The organism is Frigoribacterium sp. 2355 (genome assembly GCF_054060695.1).
Genome location: NZ_JBSSDL010000004.1, coordinates 91550 through 110244 on the forward strand (window position 1 = coordinate 91550; position 18695 = coordinate 110244).

Sequence of the window (18695 nt, forward strand, 5' to 3'; positions counted from 1 at the left end):
GCGTGCTCTCCGTCCTGCTGGACGTCTTCCGCCAGCCCGCGATCATCGTCGCGCTGATCTCGCTCGTCGGGCTGCTGCTGCAGCGCAAGGCGTTCAGCGACGTGCTCAAGGGCACCGTGCGCACCCTCGTCGGGTTCCTCGTGCTGGCCGCCGGAGCCGGCGTGGTCGTCGCCTCGCTCGACCCGTTCGGCGCCATGTTCCAGGAGGCGTTCGACGTCCAGGGCGTCGTGCCGAACAACGAGGCCATCGTCGGCCAGGTGCTGCTCGACTACGGCTCGGCCGCCGCGCTGATCTTCTTCTTCGGGTTCATCGTCAACGTGCTGCTGGCCGCGACGACGCACTTCAAGTACATCTACCTCTCGGGCCACGTCGCCTTCTACATGGCGGCGATGATCGCCGTGATCCTCGGCGTCGCCGGGTTCCCGGTCTGGGGCGTCGTGCTCTGGGGTGCGCTGCTGCAGGGTCTCGTCACGACGCTCTCGCCCGCGATCGTGCAGCCCTTCATGCGCAAGGTCACCGGCTCGAACGACGTGGCCCTCGGCCACACCGGCGGTGCCGGCGTCGCCCTGAGCGGCCTGGTCGCGACGCTGACCCGCGGCAAGGGCACCCGGTCGAAGTCCACGGAAGACATCACGTTCCCGAAGGGGCTGGGGTTCCTGCGCGACACCACGGTCATCGTGGCCCTGTCGATGGCCGTGATCTACGTGATCGTCGCCCTGTTCGCCGGGTCGGCGTTCGTCGAGACCGAGCTGAGCGACGGCCAGAACTACATCGTCTACGTCGTCATGCAGGCCGCGACCTTCTCGGCGGGCGTCTTCGTGATCCTCGCCGGCGTGCGCGTCGTGCTCGCCGAGATCGTGCCCGCGTTCAAGGGCATCAGTGAGCGCCTGGTCAAGAACGCGATCCCCGCACTCGACGTCCCGATCACCTTCACGTTCGCCCCGAACGCCGTGCTGATCGGGTTCCTCGCGAGCTTCGTCGGCGGCATCGTCGGCATGTCGGTGATGATCTTCGCCGGCACCGCCATCGTCATCCCCGGCGTCGTCGCGCACTTCATGACCGGAGCCGCCTCGGGCGTCATCGGCAACGCCGCGGGTGGTCGACGCGGTGCCGTGCTCGGTGCCTTCGCCAACGGTCTCGCGATCACGTTCCTGCCGCTGTTCCTGCTGCCGGTGCTCGGCGACATCGGACTGTCGAACTCGACGTTCTCCGACTCGGACTACGGCGTCGTCGGCATCCTGTTCGGCCAGATCAGCCTGGCCGGCGGTCAGATCGCCGTCATCGTCGCGATCCTCGCCTCGCTCGTGCTGGTCTACGCGTCGAGCCTGTTCGTCCGGGCCCGTGCCCGCCGGGCCGGCGGCCGCGACGGCGGTGCCGGCGACGGCTCCGCCGATGCTCCGACGGACGCCGACGGCACGCGCGTCGGCGAGACCGCCTCGGCCCGCTAGGCCGACCGGCCGACCTCCTGCCAGGACGGGCGGGTCCGGTGTGAGCGGGCGTCTCCGGACGCCCGCCTCCGCCGGGCCCGCCCGTCCTGCACGTCCGGGCCGCGCCGCGCATGTCCGGGCCCTCCGTCGGACGCCTGCACCGCGCCTCCTCGTCCCGACTGCTCGGTCGAGTGGTCCCAGATCGTCCTTCCCGGCGGGGTGGAGGACGATCCGGGACCACTCGACGGGAGCGTCAGGGCGTCAGGGCTCGAGGTGCGCGTAGTCCGGCAGGTCGAGCGCGTCGGCCGGCGGGGTGGAGAAGCGTGCGCCGAGCCGACCCGCGACCCGGGTCGACGCGAGCCGCACCCCGGCGTGGAACACCGCGACGCCCGCGCGGGACCTCGGGTTGGCGACCCGCGGCACCCCCGGCGGCAGCTGCTGCGCCTGCTCGACGTAGGGACGCATCAGGCGCTCGTACCCGGCGAAGGCGTCGCGGTGGTGACGGTGGGCGGCGAGCTCGCCGGCCAACACGTAGGCCCCGGCCAGCGACAAGCTCGTGCCCATGCCGCTCACCGGCGAGGCACAGTACGCGGCGTCGCCGAGCAACACGACCCGGCCCGACGACCAGCGCGGCGCCCGCACCTGCCCGATCGACTCGGAGTAGAGGTCGTCGGCATGGTCGAAGCCGTCGAGCACGCGTCGGGCCTCCCAGCCCGCGTCGTCGAAGATCTCATGCAGTCGGGCCCGCTGTTCCGCGACGGTGCGGCGCTCGGCCCCGCCCCGCTCACGGGTGCGGTCGGTGACGAACGACATCGCGGCCCGGATCGTCCCGTGCGCGTCGGGCCGCAGGGTGATCGAGCGACCCCCGGCGGCGTTGTACCAGCGCCACCAGTCGTCGTCGTCGGCCGTCCGAGGGATCGTCGCGTACGAGGTCTCGAGCCCCAGCGACCGGATCGTCGGCTCGTCGCCGAACACCAGGCGCCGCGTCGACGAGCCGATGCCGTCGGCGGCGACCACGAGGTCGAAGCGTTCGTCGGGAGCGTGCTCGAACGAGACGACGACACCCCGCGAGCCGGACACCGGAGGCGCGGTACCGGTCAGCGTGGAGGCCACGGTGGTCGTCGGGTCGCCTCCGGTGGCGGCATCGGCTGCGGGGCCGGCGCCCCTCACCCCGCCGCCGACCCCGTCGTCCTCGCGAATTCCGGTGATGCGGTCGCCGTAGCGGTACGTGGTGCCACGACCCCGGCCGTCGCTCGTGGTGCGCCCGACGAGGAGCCGCGCGAGGTCCCCCCGCAGGATCTCGAGTTCGGCGGTCGCGCCTCCGGAGTCCGAGGTGCCGGCCGGGAACTCGGCGACCGTGCGGCCCGTCGGCCCGACGAACCGGGTGCCGACCTCACCCGTGGTGGCGGCGCGGACGTCGTCCTCGAGGCCCATGCGGCGCACGACCTCGCGGCCCGCACCGCGGACGTCGACGTTCTGCCCGCCGGTCCGCAGCTCGGGGGCCCGTTCGACGATCGTCGTCTCGAAGCCGTAGCGGTCGAGCCAGTAGGCGAGGGCAGGCCCCGCGATGCTGGCACCCGAGACGAGGACGCGGGTGCGCGGGGTGGGGATGGTCACTAATTGCTCCCTGGATTGATTATCAACGATATTGGCAATCTACACGGCTATCGTTGAGTGGTGACCGACATCGACCCCCGCGACCGCCCCGATCGCGACGACCGCACCCGGGCCCGGCGTGACGGTCGCGAGCTGCCCGCCGACGACATCCGTGCCCGCGTGCAGCAGGTGGCCGTCCGGCAGCAGCGCTTCGAGCGGCACCTGGCCGAGCGTCTCGGCGTCGACCGGGCCGGGCTCGACGCCATGGACCACCTGATCACGACCGGCCCGGCGACCCCGAGCGAGCTGGCGCGCCGCGTCGAGGTGTCGACGGCCGCGATGACCCTCGTGTTGAACCGCCTCGAGTCGGCCGGTCACGTGCGGCGCGAGCGACACCCCTCCGACGGCCGCAAGCTGATCGTCACGGCCGAGCAAGCCTCGGCCGACCGGGCCTACGAGCAGGTGCTGCCGATGATCGACGGCATCGAGCACCTCGTCGACGGCATGGACGAGGCCGAGCGGGCGGTCGTGCAGGGCTTCCTCGACCGACTGATCGCCGTGTACGACGACGCGACGCCCTGAGGCCGCCCTGAGCTCGTCGACGAGACGTCACGACGTACCGAGGCGCGCGGCCGTGCGCTCAGTGCCCTGCGCCTCCTGACGCACCGTGATCCGCCAGCCACTCGTGGGCCGCCGCGACGAGTGCGTCCACGCCGTTCGTCAGGGTCGGCTCGACGACCGGCGCATAGAGGGGCGAGTGGTTCGACGGCAGCTGAGCCACGATCCGCGGCACGTCCGCGGCCGACGCCGCCTCGGCGAACGACGCGGGGTCGGCACCCCCGAGCAGCCAGAAGCTGCACGGCGCACCGGCCGCGGTGGCGAGGATGCCGACGTCCTCGCTGCCCGTCACCAGCCCGGGAGCGATGACCTGCTGCTCGCCGAAACGACGCACCAAGGAGGCGCGGGTGCGGTCCGCCGCGGACGGGTCGTTCACGACGGCCGGAAAGCTCTCGTAGTGCTCGACGGTGGGCGGCTGCGGTGCGCCGGCCGCCGCGGCCTCGCCCTCGGCGATTCGCGTGACGGCGGCGAGCGCCCGCTCTCGGACGTGCTCGTCGAACGACCGCATGCTGATCAGGATCTCGGCGGTGTCGGGGATCACGTTGTTCTTGGTGCCCGCGTGGATCGACCCGACCGTGATGACGAGCCGATCAGCGGCAGCGGTCTCGCGCGAGACGATCGTCTGCAATCGCAGCACCGCGGCCGCGGCCATGACGATCGGGTCCACCGTCGTGTCGGGGCGTGATCCGTGGCCGCCCCGGCCGTGGAACGTGATGCGGATGCCGTCCTGCGCGGCGAAGGCGGGGCCGGACTGCAGGGCGACGAGACCGGCCGGGAACGGCGCGACGTGCTGGCCGAGGACGACGTCGGGGGTGGGGACGCGGTCGAGCAGCCCGTCGGCGACGAGCGCGCGGGCGCCGGCACCGAGCTCTTCGGCGGGCTGGAAGAGCACCTCGAGGGTGCCCGACCAGGTGTCGCCGGTCGCCAGTCGGCGTGCGGCACCGACGAGGCAGGTCACGTGCACGTCGTGACCGCAGGCGTGCATCACCGGCACGTCGCGCCCGTCGGGGTCGGTGCCTCGGGCCGTGCTGGCGTAGTCCAGGCCGGTGGCCTCGGCGACGGGCAGTCCGTCCATGTCGGCGCGCAGCAGCACGGTCGGGCCGTCCCCGCGGCGCAACACGCCGACCACACCCGTGCCCCCGACGCCGGTGTGCACCTCGAAGCCGAGGGCGGTGAGCTCGGCCGCGACGATCGCGGCCGTCGCGTCCTCGTGGAACGACAACTCGGGGTGTCGGTGGAGATGCCGGTACAACTCGTCGAGCGGGGCGCCCACGGCGGGCGGCCGGACGTCGTCGGGGAGGGGGCGCGGCTGGTCGGTGCCGGTCGAGGTCATGAGGTGCTCCTCTGGTGGTGCGTGGGTGGTCCGTGGCGACGACGCTACCCACCACCCCCGTCACTCGCCACGTGCCACGTGCCCGCCGCCCTCTCGCCGCCCCTCGTGGCCGCCGACCCGGCCTACGCTCGAGGGGTGACCGAGACGACCGACGACCTCGCCCCGCTCGTCGACCGGTGGGTGGAGGGCTGGGCGCTCTCGCGTGGCGCCGCCCGTCACCGCGACGGTGACGCCTGGCGGGTCGACGTCGCCGCCGCGACCCGCGCCGTCGAACGGATCGTGGGCCGGCCGACCCCGGACGAGCTCACCCGCCTCGTCGACGAGACGACCGCGCCCGACGTCTGGCTGTCGGTGATCGGCCCCCTCGACGACGTCGCCCGCGCGACCCTGGCCCGGCTCGACGCCGTGACGCACGCCGAGCGGATGATGACGAGCCAGGTGTCGGCGCGGCCGCTGCCCGCGGGCGTGATCGTCGACGGCGACGGCGACGGTCGGGTCGTGCACGTCCGGGTCGAGGTCGACGGCGTCGTCGCCGCCCGCGGCCAGGCGGCGGTCGTCGGCGAGGACGTCGTCTTCGACCGCATCGCGACCGAACCCGACTTCCGGAGGCGCGGGCTGGGCAGCCGCGTCATGGCCGGCCTCGAGCACGGGGCCGCCGCCCGAGGAGCGACGACGGGTCTGCTCTTCGCGAGCGTCGACGGTCGCCGCCTCTACGAGAGCCTCGGCTGGCGGGAGGTCGCCGAGCTGGGGACCTGGCGGGGTCGCGGCCTCCCGGGGTGACGACCCGCGCCTCCTCGTCGGTGGCCTCGTGGCCGCGGTACCGCGCGGGGCGGTCACCTGCCACGATGACCTCGTGACCGAGCGCGCACCCGATCCGACGGCCCGACCCGAGAAGCCGTCGAGCCGCGGCCCGGCTCGGGTGCGTGAGGTGCTGGCGGCGTTCTCGGTGCTCGGGGTCACGTCGTTCGGCGGCCCGGTCGCACACCTCGGGTACTTCCGGGCCGAGGTCGTGAGCAGGCGACGCTGGCTCGGCGACACCGCGTACGGCGACCTCGTCGCGATCGCGCAGTTCCTGCCGGGCCCGGCGTCGAGCCAGGTCGGGTTCGGGCTCGGCCTGCTCCGGGCGGGGCCCGTCGGAGCGCTCGTCGCCTTCGTGGCCTTCACCCTGCCGTCGGCACTCGTCATGTTCGTCATCGCCACCGGCGTCGGCCTGTTCGAGGGTCCGGTGGGCTCGGCCATCGTCACGGGGCTAAGGATCGGCGCGGTCGCGATCGTCGCCCATGCCGTGATCGGCATGTCCCGCGCGCTGGCACCGGACCCGACGCGGGCGAGCATCGCGGTGGCCGCGGCCGTCCTCGCGCTGGCGCTGGCCGGTCCGGCCGGGCAACTCTCGGCGATCGCGCTGGGGGTGCTGGCCGGGCTCGCCTTCTGTCGGCGGTCCGACCCGACGGCCGGAGCGGCGGTGCCACCCGTCCACCCCGAGCCCCTCCGGTTCCCCGTCTCACGGGCCGCGGGCGTCGTCTGCCTCGTGGCCTTCGCCTCCCTGTTGGTCGGCCTTCCCGCCGTCGCCGCCGCGACCGGGTCGGGGACGATCGCGCTCGTCGACGTCTTCTACCGGGCAGGCGCCCTGGTCTTCGGCGGAGGGCACGTCGTCCTGCCTCTGTTGCACGCCGGCCTGGTCGAGCCGGGCTTCATCGACGACGACACCTTCTTGACGGGTTATGCCGCCGCCCAGGCCGTCCCAGGCCCGCTGTTCACCTTCGCGACCTACCTCGGCACCGTGGCCGGCATCGGGCCGGGAGGCGCGCTCGGGGCCGCGCTCGCGACCGTCGCGATCTTCGCGCCCGGGTTCCTCCTGCTCGTCGGGGTGCTGCCGTTCTGGAACGCCCTGGGGAGCCGGGCACCGGTCCGGGCCCTGATGCGCGGGGCCAACGCGGCGGTCGTGGGCCTCCTGGTCGCCGCCCTCTACGACCCCGTCGTCACGACCGCGATCACCGGGGTGGCGCCGTTCTGCCTGGCGCTCGTCTGCTTCGTGCTGCTGGTGGTGTGGCGGACCCCGCCGTGGGCCGTCGTCGCGGTGGCGGCGGCCGGCGGGCTGCTGCTCGGGGCCCTGCCCGCCTGACCCCCCGACCGGGAGGGACCCTGCCCGCCTGACCCCCCGACCGGGCGGGACCCGGCGAGGCACCCTCGCGCCGCCCACACCCCGTGTTCTGCTGGAGGCATGCCGTTCGACCAGAGCCTCGTCCCGTGGATCATCGCCGCCGTTCTGCTCGTCGCCCTGATCGCCGTGGCCGTCGTGCTGCGGGCGCGGGCGAAGCGGGCCCTGGCCGCCGCGAAGGCGGCCGCCGACGAGCAGGCCCGGGCCGCCCGCGAGCAGCACGAGGCCCTCGCCGCGGCCCACGACGACGCCCTCGCCCAGGCCGCCGCCGACCACGCCCGCGAGCGCGACGCCCTGGGCGCCGAGCGTCAGGCCGCCCTCACCGAGGCGAAGCAGGCCCGCGACCTCGTGGCGTCCGGCCTCAAGTGGGAGGCCACCTCGCGCGACGACATCGCCGCCGCCTGCCGCCAGCTGGGCGTGGACGCGGTGTTGCTGACCAACGTGGTCTTCGTTCCCGTGGCGACCGGCGCCTCCTCGCGGTTCGTCGCGCAGGTCGACCACGTCCTGCTCGCCGAGACCGGCGTGATGGTGATCGAGAACAAGGGCTGGAACGGCATCGTCTTCGACGGCCTGACCCCGAGCAGCGTGTTCCCGGCGTTCGCGGGCCTGTTCGACGAGAGCACCCTGACGCCGCCGTTCGCACTGCAGGTCGTCAAGGACTCGCCCACCGTGCTGACCGTGCGCACCCACCTCGGCCGCGAGGCCCCCGCGTCGCAGGTGCGGCGCCAGGCGCAGCGGCTGTCCGACCGGGTGCAGGCCGAGACCGGCGTCCGGCTCTGGTTCGACACCTGCGTCTTCTACTCGCACCGCGACGCGACGGTCTTCGCGACCGAGCGCGACGCCACCGACGGAGGCGCGGCCACGGCGATCGTGTCGCACCGGTCCCAGCTGGCGGGCGTCGTCCGCGAACTGACCTCGCGTCCGACGAAGAAGCTGTCCCGGGCACGGGTCGACGACCTCGCCCGGCTGTTCGCGTCGTACGGCGCCGACGTGCTGCGCTTCGGCGCCCACGCCCAGGAGGCGCGGGTCGGGTCGGTGCCGGAGGCCACGGCCCCCGAGGCGGCGGCCCCAGCCCGCGAGCCGGAGGCCACGGCCACCACCACCGCCACCGCCGCCACCCGGGATGCCCAGGGGTCCGACCCGACCGAGTGAGTCAGGTGCCGCCTGTGGACGACGCCTCGCCCCCAGGAGGCACGGTGCCGGTTCGGCCCACACCGCGCCTCCCCGGGTCCGCGGCCCGTCGGCCGCACCCTGTAGCGTCGTCAGGAAGACGAGACAAGACGACACCTGTGGTCGACGGGCGATCCAGGGGCGAGGGGACCGGCATGGGACGCGTGACGGAGGGCGCCGACGCGATCGGACGGGCACTCAACACGGCCCTGCGACGCGTACCCGTCGAGAAGGTGCCGCTGTTCCGGCAGTCGTTCATCGCCCTGCTGATCGCGCTGGCCGCGGTGCTCAGCGCCACCCTGCCCTGGCTGATCGTCACCGACGCGGTCACGATGTGGCTCGGCGTGGCGGTCGCCGTCGCGGCCCTGGCGTTCGCCGCCACGATGGCTCGCCACACCCGACTCCGCCGGTGGGAGCTGCTGGTGCCCGCGGCCGACTTCGTCGCCGTGGGGCTGCTGCGGTACGGCACGGGTGACCAGCGATCGGTCTTCCTGCCGATCGTGCTGCTCGCGGTCGTCTGGGTCGCGTCCTGGCCCGGTCGGCGCAACGTCCTGCTGCCCCTGGTCGGAACGTGCGTCACCCTGCTGCTGCCGTACCTGTTCACCGCGGACGGTCGGGGCCCGAGCGAGTTGATCCGGCTGGCGTTCACCCTGGTCGTCTACGCGACCGTCGCCGCGGCGGTCAACGAACTCGCCCGGCAGGCGAAGGCCCGACTCGAGCGGGCACGGGCCCAGCAGCACGCCGTCGAGCGCGAGCTCAACCGGGCGGCCGTGGTGCAGCAGTCGCTGCTGCCGCCGGACGCCTCGACCCTGCCCGACGCCTTCGCCGTGTTCGGGGCCTGCGTGCCGGCCCGCGAGGTCGGCGGCGACTTCTTCGACTGGTACCCGACCTCGACCGGCATCGCCGTGACCGTCGGCGACGTCATGGGCAAGGGCGTCGGCGCGGGCATGATCGCGGCGGCGGTGCGCTCGGTGATCCGCAGCAGCGTCGACGACGGCGACCCGGCCGAGGCCTTCCACCGCGCCTCCGTGGGGTTGACGACGAGCGCGTACGACACCGAGACGCAGTTCACGACGTCGTTCCACGCGCGCATCGACGCCGACGGCGGCGTGCTCTGGGCCGACGCGGGGCACGGCCTGGCCTTCATCCGTCGAGCCTCGGGGGACGTCGACCGCCTGAACTCGGCCGACCTGCCCATCGGGGTGGGCACCGGTTGGCACCGGCACCGCTCGCAGCTCGACGACGGCGACGTGTTCGTCTGTGTCAGCGACGGCGTGCTCGACCTGTTCCCCGTCGAACTCGAGGCGATGCACGACCTCGAGCGACTGCTCGCCGCGACGCCCGAGCCGGCACGCATCGTCGAGGTCGTCGAGCGGCTCGCCCTCGAGCGCGACCGCAGCGACGACGTGACCGTGGTCGCGACGACGCTCGTGCCGACGTCGGTGCCGGCGCGTCCCTGAGCCCCGCGGCCTGGCATGCTGGCCCGATGACCCGCGCCCTGCTCATCGTCGACATCCAGCTGGACTACTTCCCCGGGGGCGCGTTCCCGCTCGTCGAGCCCGAGGCGGCCGCCGCTGCCGCCGGTGACGTGCTCGAGGCGTTCCGGGCGTCTGGTGAGCCCGTCGTCCACGTCTTCCACGTCTCGACGGGCGAGGGCGCGACGTTCTTCCGCCCCGGGACCGACGGCCTCGCGTTCCACCCGGCCGTCGAACCCCGCGACGGCGAGCTGGTCGTCGAGAAACACGTGCCGAACAGCTTCGTGGGCACAGGACTCGAGGCCAGCCTCCGCGAGCGCGACGTGACCGAACTCGTGATCGTCGGGATGATGAGCAGCATGTGCGTCGACTCGACCACGCGGGCCGCGCACGAGCTCGGTTTCGACTGCACCGTCGTCACCGACGCCTGCGCGGCCCCCGACCTCGTGCACGGCGGGACGACCGTCGTCGGCCGCGACGTGCACGCCGCCTTCATGGCCGCCCTCGACGGCAGCTTCGCGACCGTCGTGACGAGCGAGGCGCTGCTCGCCGCCTGAGCGCCCCGGGTGATGTGGGGCACCGCGTGACGCTCCTGGCCGCCCCGCCCGGCGTCCGGACGCCGGACGCCGGGCGCCGGACGCCGAGCGCCGTTCCGTGCCGCTCCGGGTCTTCCCGCCACGAAGTGAACACCCCGCCATCTTTTTGCGTGGCGGGGTGTTCACTTCGTGGAGGGGTGGCGGGGTGGCAGCTCGGCGGCGGCGCCGGTGCCGACGCCTGCTATCCCCGACGCCTGCTCGCCACCAGCGCGACCACGAGCCCGGTGATGACGGTGGCGCCGACGGCGTTGGTGACGCGGGTCCGGCGGCGGTAGCGCTGGTGGGCCTGGTCGGTGGCCTCCATCGCCGCGATCGTGACGGTCTCGGCGACATCGCGCACGGTCTTCTCGGCCCGGTCGGCGATCACCTCGGCGCGGTCGACCAGGTCGTGGGCCGACGACCCGGCCCGGTCGGTGACGTCGCGCACCACGGTCTCGGCCCGGCCCGCGAGGTCGTGCAGGGCACCGCGGGCCACGGGCGGCACGACGTCGGAGGTGTCGATGAGTTCACGGGCCCGTCGTGCGGCGCGGGTGACGAAGTCGTCGGGGTCGGTGGTGCTCATGCGGCTCTCTCCGTTCGCCCGTGCACGGGTGCCACGGGTCCCCGCCATCGTGCTCCCCTCCGGATGGTGAGGGTGCGCACGACCGCCGGCGGGCCGCGATGCGTCGCCGACCTCGTCCTCGCCTAAGCCGCTCTAGAGCAGGGTCGACGTCAGGCTCACTACCGCGATGGCGGCCCCGGCGCTCGTCAGGACGACACAACCGAGCCACGGGGGACTCATGACGGGCGCGCCACCCCGGCGGCGCAGGCGGAGGGCGGCTCCCATGCCGACGACGAAGAGCACCGCCCCGATGACGAGGAGGACGATGCTGGCGGGACCCATGCTGCGACCCTATCGAGGGAGGCGCGGGTCGCGTCCCCGAGGACGCCCCCTCCCCCACGCACCACGCACCACGCACCACGCACCACGCACCACGCCAGGATGTGAGCACAGCGCCAGCCCTTGTCCCGGCGTCGTGCCCACATCCCGGCGCCGGGCGATCCGCAGCACCCGACCCCGCCAGCCGCACGGCACCGCACCGCGTCGCCGTCGAGCGCGCAGACTGGCCTCTGACCCTCCGACGGAACGAGCCACTCCCCCATGACCACCACCGTCCTCCTCGCCGGCGCGACCGGCGACCTCGGCCAGCGCATCGCCCGCGAGCTGCTCCGCGACGCCACGGACGACGTGCGCCTGCGCGTCCTGACCCGCCCCGGCAGCACCGGCGCGACCACGCTGTTCGGTGACGACGACCGGGTCGAGGTGACCCGCGCCTCCTACACGGACGTGCCCGCCCTGACCGACGCCGCCCGCGGCGCCGACGTCGTCGTGTCCGCCGTCAGCGGCACCCGCTCCGTGATCGTCGACGCGCAGCGCGCCCTCCTGAAGGCCGCCGTCGCGGCGGGCGTGCCCCGGTTCGTGCCCTCCGACTACTCGGCCGACTACCGCAGCATCCCGCCGGGCAGCAACCGCAACTTCGAGCTGCGTCGCGAGTTCGCGGCCGACGTCGACGCGGCCCCGATCCGGGCGACGTCGGTGCTGAACGGCATGTTCACCGACCTGCTGACCGGGGACGCACCCCTGGTCCTGTTCGACCGGAAGCGGGTGCTGTTCTGGTCGTCGGCCGACCAGGTGCTCGACTTCACGACCAAGGACGACGTCGCCCACGTCGTCGCCCGGGTCGCGCTCGACCCCGAGGCGCCGCGCGTCGTGGAGGTCGCCGGCGACCGGGTCACGGCACGCCAGGTCGCCCGCACGATGAGCGAGCTCACCGGCACGTCCTTCAAGCCGCAGTGGGCCGGCACGACCGGCACCCTGTCGGCGATGGCGGCCGTCATGCGTCGCACGTCGAAGGGCGACGACACCTTCCCCGCCTGGCAGGGCATGCAGTACTTCGTCAACATGTTCAGCGGCGACGCGCAGCTGCGGCACGTCGACGGCGACCGATACGGTCCCGCACGCTGGACCACCGTGCGCGACGTCCTCGCGACACGGACCGGTGCCGCGCCGCGTTCTTCGGTGTCGACTCCCGCCTGACCAGGGGACGAGGAGGTGCGGGTCGCCGACCCGGGTCGCCACCCGCGCCTGCCCGCCTGCGCCTGTCCGCGCGAGCCTGCCTGCCCGCCCGCCCGCGCGCCCTGCCCGCGCGAGCCTGCCTGTCCGCCCGCCGCGCCTGCCCGCCCTGCCCGCGACGAGAAAACGGTGGCCCTTCCCCCCGACGGGTAGGGCCACCGTTCATCGCCGAGTGGTGAGCAACGGCGGACCTCCACGGTAGGCAGCGACCGACCCGGGCCACCATCCGCCGGACGCGGGGTCTCGGCCGATTCGCGCGAGGGGGTGTTCTGCCCGCCCCCGAGGGTCGGTAGGGTCGGCACATGCTCGCGGAGGGTCCAGAGGTGTTCGCCGCACACCGCGTCGCCACGTGTCACGGCGTCGACGAGGCACGACGCGTGCTCGGCGAAGCCTTCCTCCCCGTCGAGTTCCCGACGGCGAGCGCGTCCGGCCACCTCGGGCTCGAACTGAACGCCGTGAGCACGGGCCGGTTGACGCTCGGCTACATGAGGTTCGACCGGGCCGTCCGCCGCCGGACGGCCGAGCCGGACAACTACCACGTCGACATCCCCACCGCGGGTCGGGCCGTCCTGCGCGCAGCCGGCGGGCGGCGGGTCGACGCGACACCCCGGTCCGGAGGCGTCTTCATGCCCGGCCGACCGGTCGACCTCGACTGCGGCGACGGCTTCGCGCAGATCGCCTTGATGATCCCCCGCGCCGAACTGCAGCGCGAGCTCGAGGACCTGCTCGAGTCGACGTCCGTCGCCCCGCTCGAATTCGAGGCGGAGCTCGACCTGGCGACGGGTGGACAGGTCGTGCTGCAGGCGGTACGGGTCGTCGACGAGGCGTCCCGGCGGGAGGACGGCGTCCTCCAGCACCCGCTCGCCGTCCGCAACCTCGAACGGTCGCTCGTCCACGCCCTGCTCCTCTCGCAGGGCCACAACCACTCCGAGGCGTTGCGGGCTCCCGTGCCGCAGTCGGGCGGCCGGGCGGTCGCCCGCGCGATCGAGCTGCTGCGCGCCGATCCGGGCCGCGACTGGAGCGTGGCCGATCTGGCGGCGGCGACCGCCACGAGCGTCCGCAGCCTGCAGGAAGGCTTCCGCCGGGCCCTCGACACGACCCCGACGGCCTACCTCCGACGGCTGCGGCTCGAACGTGTGCGCACCGACCTGGTCGCCGCGGGACCCGGGGACTCGAGCGTCACCGACGTCTCGGCCCGCTGGGGGTTCACGCACCACGGCCGCTTCGCCGCGGCCTACGCGGAACGGTTCGGCGAGCGCCCCTCCGACACGCTCCGCGCCTGGTCCGGTCGCTGAGCGGGGACGAGGAGGCGCGGGTCGGCTCGATCGGGGAGCCCGCTACCGTGGGCGCATGAGCACCGAGGCCTGGGAAGACCGCGTCGCCGCCCTCTGGGCCGACGAGACCGTCGACGACGAGCAGCGCATCGAGCGCATGACGGCCCTCGCCGCCGACGCTCCGCACCCCGCGCTGGGCGAGTTCGAACTCGGGGGTGCCCACGACTCCGGGGGCCGTGAGGCCGAGGCCCACGTGCATTACGCCGCGGCGACCGTGGCCGGCCTCGACGCCGTCGACCCGACCCGGGCTGCGCAGATGGTCGTGCAGCACGCCTCGACCCTGCGCAACCTCGGCCGGGTCGACGAGGCCATCGCCATGCTGCGCGACGCTCCCGAGCACCCCGCCACCGGAGCCGCACCGAGGGTCTTCCTCGCGCTCGCCCTGCACAGCGCCGGCCGCTCCGACGAGGCCCTGCGGGTCGCGATCGAGGCCGTCGAGCCGACCCTCCCCCGCTACCACCGCTCGGTCCGCGCCTACGCGGCCGCGCTCACCGGGGACTGACCCGTCCACGGACCGGCCGAGGCACCGACCCGGCGCCGAGATGGCCACCGGCCCGTGCCGCCCGTAAGGTTGTCACGACATACGTTCGGCTGAGGGGACCACATGACCGACGCGCAGCTTCCGGCCGACCTCTTCGCCGACCTCGACCGCAGCAGCCCCATCCCGTTGTGGTTCCAGATGTCCACGCGGCTCGAGGCGGCGATCCTCGGGGGCCAGCTGCCGGCGGGCGCTCGACTCGAGAACGAGGTCGGACTCGGCGAACGTCTCGGCCTGTCGAGGCCCACCGTCCGGCGAGCCATCCAGGAGCTGGTCGACAAGGGGCTCGTCGTCCGGAGGCGCGGGATCGGCACCCAGGTCGTCCACGGACCGGTGACCCGCAACGTCGAGCTGACCAGCCTGTTCGAAGACCTGACCGACAGTGGCAAGGCCCCGACGACACGCCTGCTCGCCCACCAGGTCGTCACGGCCGACGAGAAGACCGCCCTGGCTCTCGGCATCGAGGTCGGCGACCGGGTCAGCCACGTGCGGCGCCTCCGCCTGGCGGACGGTGTCCCCGTCGCGGTCCTCGAGAACTACCTGCCCCTCGACCTCGCTCCGTTCTCGGACGCCGACCTCGCCGCCCAGGGCCTTTACCAACTGCTCCGGGCCCTCGGCGTCACGATCCGCGTGGCGAAGCAGCGGATCGGGGCCCGGGCCGCCCACGCCGACGAGGCCCAGCTGCTCGAGATCGAGCCGCGCGGAGCCGTGCTGACCATGACCCGCACGGCCTACGACGCGTCGGGTCGGGCCGTCGAGGTCGGGCACCACTGCTACCGGCCCGACCTCTACTCGTTCTCGATCACCCTCGTCGACAAGTAGCCGCCGGGCACCGCGCACCGCGCACCCGACGGCGGGCGTCACCGGGTGCGCGGTCCGGGACCCTGCCGCTCAGCCGGCCTGTCCCGCGGCCGAGGGCACCGTCAGTTCACCGGTCACGTACTGGGCCACCCCGAAGCCGAACGACCAGTCCTGCGGACCGTTCTCGACGTAGCCGATGAAGACGTCCTCGCCGGCCACGCCCACGGCCTCGAGGCCCGAGGCGATGCGGGCGTACAGGGCCTGTTTCGCGCCGTCGGTGCGTCCCCGCTGGGTGAAGATCTGGATCATCACGACTCCGCCGGAGCGTTCGAAGCCGAGCCCGGCGTCCTGGGCGATGATGCGACCGGCCGGCAGTTCGTTGATCACCTGGAAGCGGTCGCGAGGCGGGATGCCGTAGACGTCGACGATCGCGTCGTGGACGGCGTCGGCGATCGCGGTGATCTGATCGGGGCTGCGACCGGGCAGGAGGTCGATGCGGACGAGGGGCATGGGTTCTTCTTTCGTCGGGTGTGGTCGGGGATGGTGAGGTGCCGCGGGTGCCGCAGGGGCCGGGCGGATCGGCGGCTCAGGCGCGTGACGCGGCGTCGATGCGCGCCAGGATCTGCTCTCGTTGGTAGCGACTGACGCCGTCGACGGCTTCGTCCTCGGCGAAGACGCTCGAGACGGCGATCGTGTCGTCGCGATCGAAGAAGCCCAGCCCCTGCAGGCCGCCGAAGAAGCCGTCCCAGTCGACGTCACCGTCCCCGATCTTCAGGTGCTGGTGGACGCGGGCCGCGTTGCCGGGCGGATTGCTGATGTACCTCAGCCCGTGCGAGCGGCGGTGGTCGAACGTGTCGGCGATGTGGACGAGGCCGAGTGACTGCCCGGCGGCGGCCATGATCCCGGCCATGTCGCCGCCGTAGTGGAAGGTGTGGCACGCGACGTAGGCGAGACCGACCTGCTTCGTGTTGAGGCCGCGGATGACCCGGAGGGCCTCGAGTCCGTCCTCGACGAAGTCGTCCGGGTGCGGGTCGATGAACACGCGGATGCCCTCGCGTTCGAGGACGGGCAGCAACTCTTCCATCGACCAGTAGAACTGACGCTCGGATTCTTCGGACAGCTCGGGACGACCACTGAACTCGGTGTTGATCACCTCGACGCCGAGGCGGGCGGTGATCTCGATCACGCGCTTCCATTGCTTGACGGCAGCCCGACGGGACTCCTCGTCGGGACCGGACCACCGCAGGACGGGCAGGACGGACGCGATCTCGACCCGCGCCTCCTTGCAGGCCGCCGCGAAGGCGTCGACGAGGTCGTCGTCGGCCTTCGGGTGCCGGAAGAACGGGAGGAAGTCGCGGTGCGGGGTCAGCTGCAGATGGTCGTACCCCAGTTCGGCGACCTTGGCGGGCAGTTCGAGCAACGAGTGGCTGTGGTGCAGCGGGGTGGGGTCGAGGGCGATCTTCACCATCGGTCACTCCCCCGGCGAGACGACGCCGGGCAGGTCGTAGAACGACGGCTTGGGCATCGCGTAGTCGACCTCGACGCGCCGACCGGTCTTCTGGGCCTCGACGCCGGCGGTGGCGACGACGCTCGCCAGGTAGCCGTCCCAGGCGCTCGGACCGTCGATGGTGCCGCGGTGCGCGGCGTCGACCCAGCGCTGCACCTGCGTGTCGTAGGCGGCGCCGAAGCGCTCCTTGAACGTCGGCGGCACGGCCACGGCCGAGCGGGCGGCCGTGGTGAGCTGGAGCCCGGTCTCGCGCCCGATGGAGGCGACGCCGCTCTCGAAGACGGCGTCCGTGGTGACCTGGTAGCCGAACTGGATGTTGACGTTGATCTCGACGATCGCCATCGTGCCCGACTCGGTCTCGAGGATCACGAACTGCGGCTCTCGGAGCCCCTCGGGCGCGAGCGAGTTGCGGCGGGGCTTCTTGACCTCGACCGCGACGATCGGCTCACCGGCGATGAAGGGGACGGCGTCGATCTCGTGGATGACGGAGTCGAGGATGAGCATCTCTTCTGAGTAGCTCGGCGGGGTCGTGGCGTTGCGGTGGGCGCAGTGCAGCGCGAGCAGGGCACCGTGCTCGCCGGACGCGACGAGGGCCCGGAGGTCTCGGTACCCCTGGTCGAAGCGACGCATGAAGCCGACCTGGATGTGCGGCCGGTCGAGCTTCTGCTCGGCCTCGAGCACGCGGAGCGAGGCGGCCTCGTCCGTGGTGAGGGGCTTCTCGCAGAGGATCGCCAGCCCGCGGTCGAGTGCGGGCAGGAGGACGGCCTCGTGGAGGAAGCCCGGGGTGGCGATGATGACGGCGTCGATCTCGGTGGCGGCGAGCGCCTCGTCGAAGTCGGCCGCGGTGATCGCGCCGGGGGCGGTCGCCGCCGCGGCGTCGGCACGAGCGGTGTCGGGGTCGACGACGGCGACGACGGTGGCCCCGCTGATGGTGGACGTGATGCGGGCGACGTGGTCGGCGCCCATCATGCCGGCACCGACGACGGCGACGCGGAGGTCGGGGGTTGTGGTGGTCACGGGTGTTCTCCTTCGGGGCGGGGGTGTCAGCGGCGGGACGTCAGACGAGACGGGAGCGAGGCGAGCAGCTCATGATGTGCTCACGCGTGCGGGTCGCGATCCCGAGGGGCAGGTCGATCGATTCGACCGGGAACATGTCCTGCTCGACGATGGCGAAGATCTCGGGGTCGATGCGGCTGACCGCGTCGAGCACCGGGGCCAGCTCGGGCACGCCTCGGGGCGGCTCGACCATGACCCCCTGCGCGACCGCGTCCCCGAAGGGCACGTCGTTCTTGAGCACGGTGAACCGCAGGTCGGAGTCGACCTGCTTGAGGTGCAGGTAACCGATGCGGTCGGGGTACTCCTCGACGAGGCGCACGGAGTCACCGCCGTAGTAGGCGAAGTGCCCGGTGTCGAGGCACAGGTTCGTGTAGCGCACGTCGGTCTCGGCCAGGAACCGCTCGGTCTCTCGGTACGTACCGACGTGGCTGTCCGCGTGGGTGTGGAACTGCTGCCTGACGCCGAATTCTTCGAGGAGCGCCTTGCCGAGCTTGTCGTGGCCGGCGCCGAGCGCCGCCCACTGGTCGTCGGTGAGGGTGCGGGCCTCGAGTACCTCGCTCGTGGCGTCGCTGCGCCAGAGGTCGGGGATGACGACGAGGTGCTCGGCACCGAGCTCCGAGGCGAGGCCGGCGACGGCGAGCGCTTGGTCCCACGCGCGTCGCCACTGGTCGTCGCCCTTGTGGAACCCGGTGAAGACCGTCCCGGCAGAGAGCTTGAGGTCGCGCCGACCGAGCTCGTCCTCGAGCTGGTGGGGGTCGGTCGGCAGGTACCCGTAGGGGCCCAGTTCGATCCAGTGGTAGCCCGCCTGCTGGACCTCGTCGAGGAACCGCGGCCAAGGGATCTGACCGGGGTGCTCGGGGAACCAGACGCCCCACGAGTCGGGTGCGGTCCCGATGCGGAGCCCGCGCCCGCCCGGACCGGTGGGCGTGGCGTCGGGGTCGGAGACGGTGTCGGTCATGGCGGCGGTGCCTTT

19 protein-coding genes are annotated in these 18695 nt (G+C 73.1%); 11 read left to right on the top strand and 8 right to left on the bottom strand.

Annotation, left to right across the window (positions count from 1 at the left end; genetic code table 11):
- Positions 1–2 precede the first annotated feature (2 nt).
- Positions 3–1448 (top strand): PTS ascorbate transporter subunit IIC, encoded by a 1446-nt coding sequence (locus tag ACVJ1F_RS06600; RefSeq protein ID WP_347342489.1) that lies wholly within the window; start codon positions 3–5, stop codon positions 1446–1448.
- A gap of 240 nt (positions 1449–1688) precedes the next feature.
- Here ACVJ1F_RS06600 and ACVJ1F_RS06605 read toward each other — a convergent pair whose 3' ends face one another.
- Positions 1689–3044, bottom strand: a complete 1356-nt coding sequence (locus tag ACVJ1F_RS06605) for an FAD-dependent monooxygenase (protein WP_456885375.1) — start codon at positions 3042–3044, stop codon at positions 1689–1691.
- Between the two features lie 60 nt (positions 3045–3104).
- Between ACVJ1F_RS06605 and ACVJ1F_RS06610 the strand changes: the two genes are divergently transcribed.
- Positions 3105–3605: a MarR family winged helix-turn-helix transcriptional regulator gene (locus ACVJ1F_RS06610; protein WP_233568428.1), complete on the top strand. Its 501-nt coding sequence runs from the start codon at positions 3105–3107 to the stop codon at positions 3603–3605.
- A gap of 58 nt (positions 3606–3663) precedes the next feature.
- Here ACVJ1F_RS06610 and ACVJ1F_RS06615 read toward each other — a convergent pair whose 3' ends face one another.
- The gene (locus tag ACVJ1F_RS06615; protein ID WP_456885377.1) at positions 3664–4974 is read right to left on the bottom strand and encodes an amidohydrolase; all 1311 of its coding nucleotides are present in this window, start codon (positions 4972–4974) and stop codon (positions 3664–3666) included.
- Positions 4975–5109: 135 nt separating this feature from the next.
- Between ACVJ1F_RS06615 and ACVJ1F_RS06620 the strand changes: the two genes are divergently transcribed.
- The 5 genes from ACVJ1F_RS06620 to ACVJ1F_RS06640 all read left to right on the top strand — a co-directional run bounded on the left by ACVJ1F_RS06620 (position 5110) and on the right by ACVJ1F_RS06640 (position 10334).
- On the top strand, positions 5110–5754 hold the full coding sequence (locus ACVJ1F_RS06620) for a GNAT family N-acetyltransferase (protein ID WP_456885379.1): 645 nt from the start codon (positions 5110–5112) through the stop codon (positions 5752–5754).
- A 73-nt stretch (positions 5755–5827) separates the two neighbouring features.
- Complete coding sequence (gene chrA, locus ACVJ1F_RS06625; protein WP_456885380.1) at positions 5828–7096, top strand: chromate efflux transporter; 1269 nt, start codon at positions 5828–5830, stop codon at positions 7094–7096.
- A 99-nt stretch (positions 7097–7195) separates the two neighbouring features.
- A complete protein-coding gene (locus ACVJ1F_RS06630) occupies positions 7196–8284 on the top strand; it encodes a nuclease-related domain-containing protein (RefSeq protein ID WP_456885382.1) in 1089 nt (362 codons plus the stop codon).
- 173 nt (positions 8285–8457) lie between these two features.
- Entirely contained in the window at positions 8458–9762 is a 1305-nt protein-coding gene (locus tag ACVJ1F_RS06635; RefSeq protein WP_456885384.1) for a PP2C family protein-serine/threonine phosphatase, read from the top strand.
- A gap of 26 nt (positions 9763–9788) precedes the next feature.
- On the top strand, positions 9789–10334 hold the full coding sequence (locus ACVJ1F_RS06640; protein WP_456885386.1) for a cysteine hydrolase family protein: 546 nt from the start codon (positions 9789–9791) through the stop codon (positions 10332–10334).
- A gap of 220 nt (positions 10335–10554) precedes the next feature.
- Here the strand turns inward: ACVJ1F_RS06640 and ACVJ1F_RS06645 are convergent, their stop codons facing one another.
- A complete protein-coding gene (locus tag ACVJ1F_RS06645; RefSeq protein WP_456885388.1) occupies positions 10555–10935 on the bottom strand; it encodes a hypothetical protein in 381 nt (126 codons plus the stop codon).
- A gap of 132 nt (positions 10936–11067) precedes the next feature.
- Entirely contained in the window at positions 11068–11256 is a 189-nt protein-coding gene (locus tag ACVJ1F_RS06650) for a hypothetical protein (protein WP_456885389.1), read from the bottom strand.
- A gap of 258 nt (positions 11257–11514) precedes the next feature.
- Between ACVJ1F_RS06650 and ACVJ1F_RS06655 the strand changes: the two genes are divergently transcribed.
- The 4 genes from ACVJ1F_RS06655 (at position 11515) to ACVJ1F_RS06670 (ending at position 15180) form a co-directional block, all read left to right on the top strand.
- Positions 11515–12450 (top strand): NmrA family NAD(P)-binding protein, encoded by a 936-nt coding sequence (locus tag ACVJ1F_RS06655; protein ID WP_456885390.1) that lies wholly within the window; start codon positions 11515–11517, stop codon positions 12448–12450.
- Between the two features lie 359 nt (positions 12451–12809).
- The gene (locus ACVJ1F_RS06660; RefSeq protein WP_456885391.1) at positions 12810–13781 is read left to right on the top strand and encodes an AraC family transcriptional regulator; all 972 of its coding nucleotides are present in this window, start codon (positions 12810–12812) and stop codon (positions 13779–13781) included.
- Positions 13782–13836: 55 nt separating this feature from the next.
- Positions 13837–14322, top strand: coding sequence for a tetratricopeptide repeat protein (locus ACVJ1F_RS06665; protein WP_192125215.1), 486 nt, complete (start codon positions 13837–13839; stop codon positions 14320–14322).
- A 102-nt stretch (positions 14323–14424) separates the two neighbouring features.
- Entirely contained in the window at positions 14425–15180 is a 756-nt protein-coding gene (locus ACVJ1F_RS06670; RefSeq protein WP_173154205.1) for a GntR family transcriptional regulator, read from the top strand.
- A 69-nt stretch (positions 15181–15249) separates the two neighbouring features.
- On the opposite strand, the gene ACVJ1F_RS06675 is transcribed toward ACVJ1F_RS06670, so the two are convergent.
- The 4 genes from ACVJ1F_RS06675 to ACVJ1F_RS06690 form a co-directional block, all read right to left on the bottom strand.
- Entirely contained in the window at positions 15250–15669 is a 420-nt protein-coding gene (locus tag ACVJ1F_RS06675) for a tautomerase family protein (protein ID WP_456885394.1), read from the bottom strand.
- A 76-nt stretch (positions 15670–15745) separates the two neighbouring features.
- A complete protein-coding gene (locus ACVJ1F_RS06680) occupies positions 15746–16624 on the bottom strand; it encodes a sugar phosphate isomerase/epimerase family protein (protein WP_456885526.1) in 879 nt (292 codons plus the stop codon).
- A 6-nt stretch (positions 16625–16630) separates the two neighbouring features.
- Entirely contained in the window at positions 16631–17683 is a 1053-nt protein-coding gene (locus ACVJ1F_RS06685) for a Gfo/Idh/MocA family protein (RefSeq protein WP_255416435.1), read from the bottom strand.
- A 40-nt stretch (positions 17684–17723) separates the two neighbouring features.
- Entirely contained in the window at positions 17724–18680 is a 957-nt protein-coding gene (locus ACVJ1F_RS06690) for a sugar phosphate isomerase/epimerase family protein (RefSeq protein ID WP_456885396.1), read from the bottom strand.
- Positions 18681–18695 lie beyond the last annotated feature (15 nt).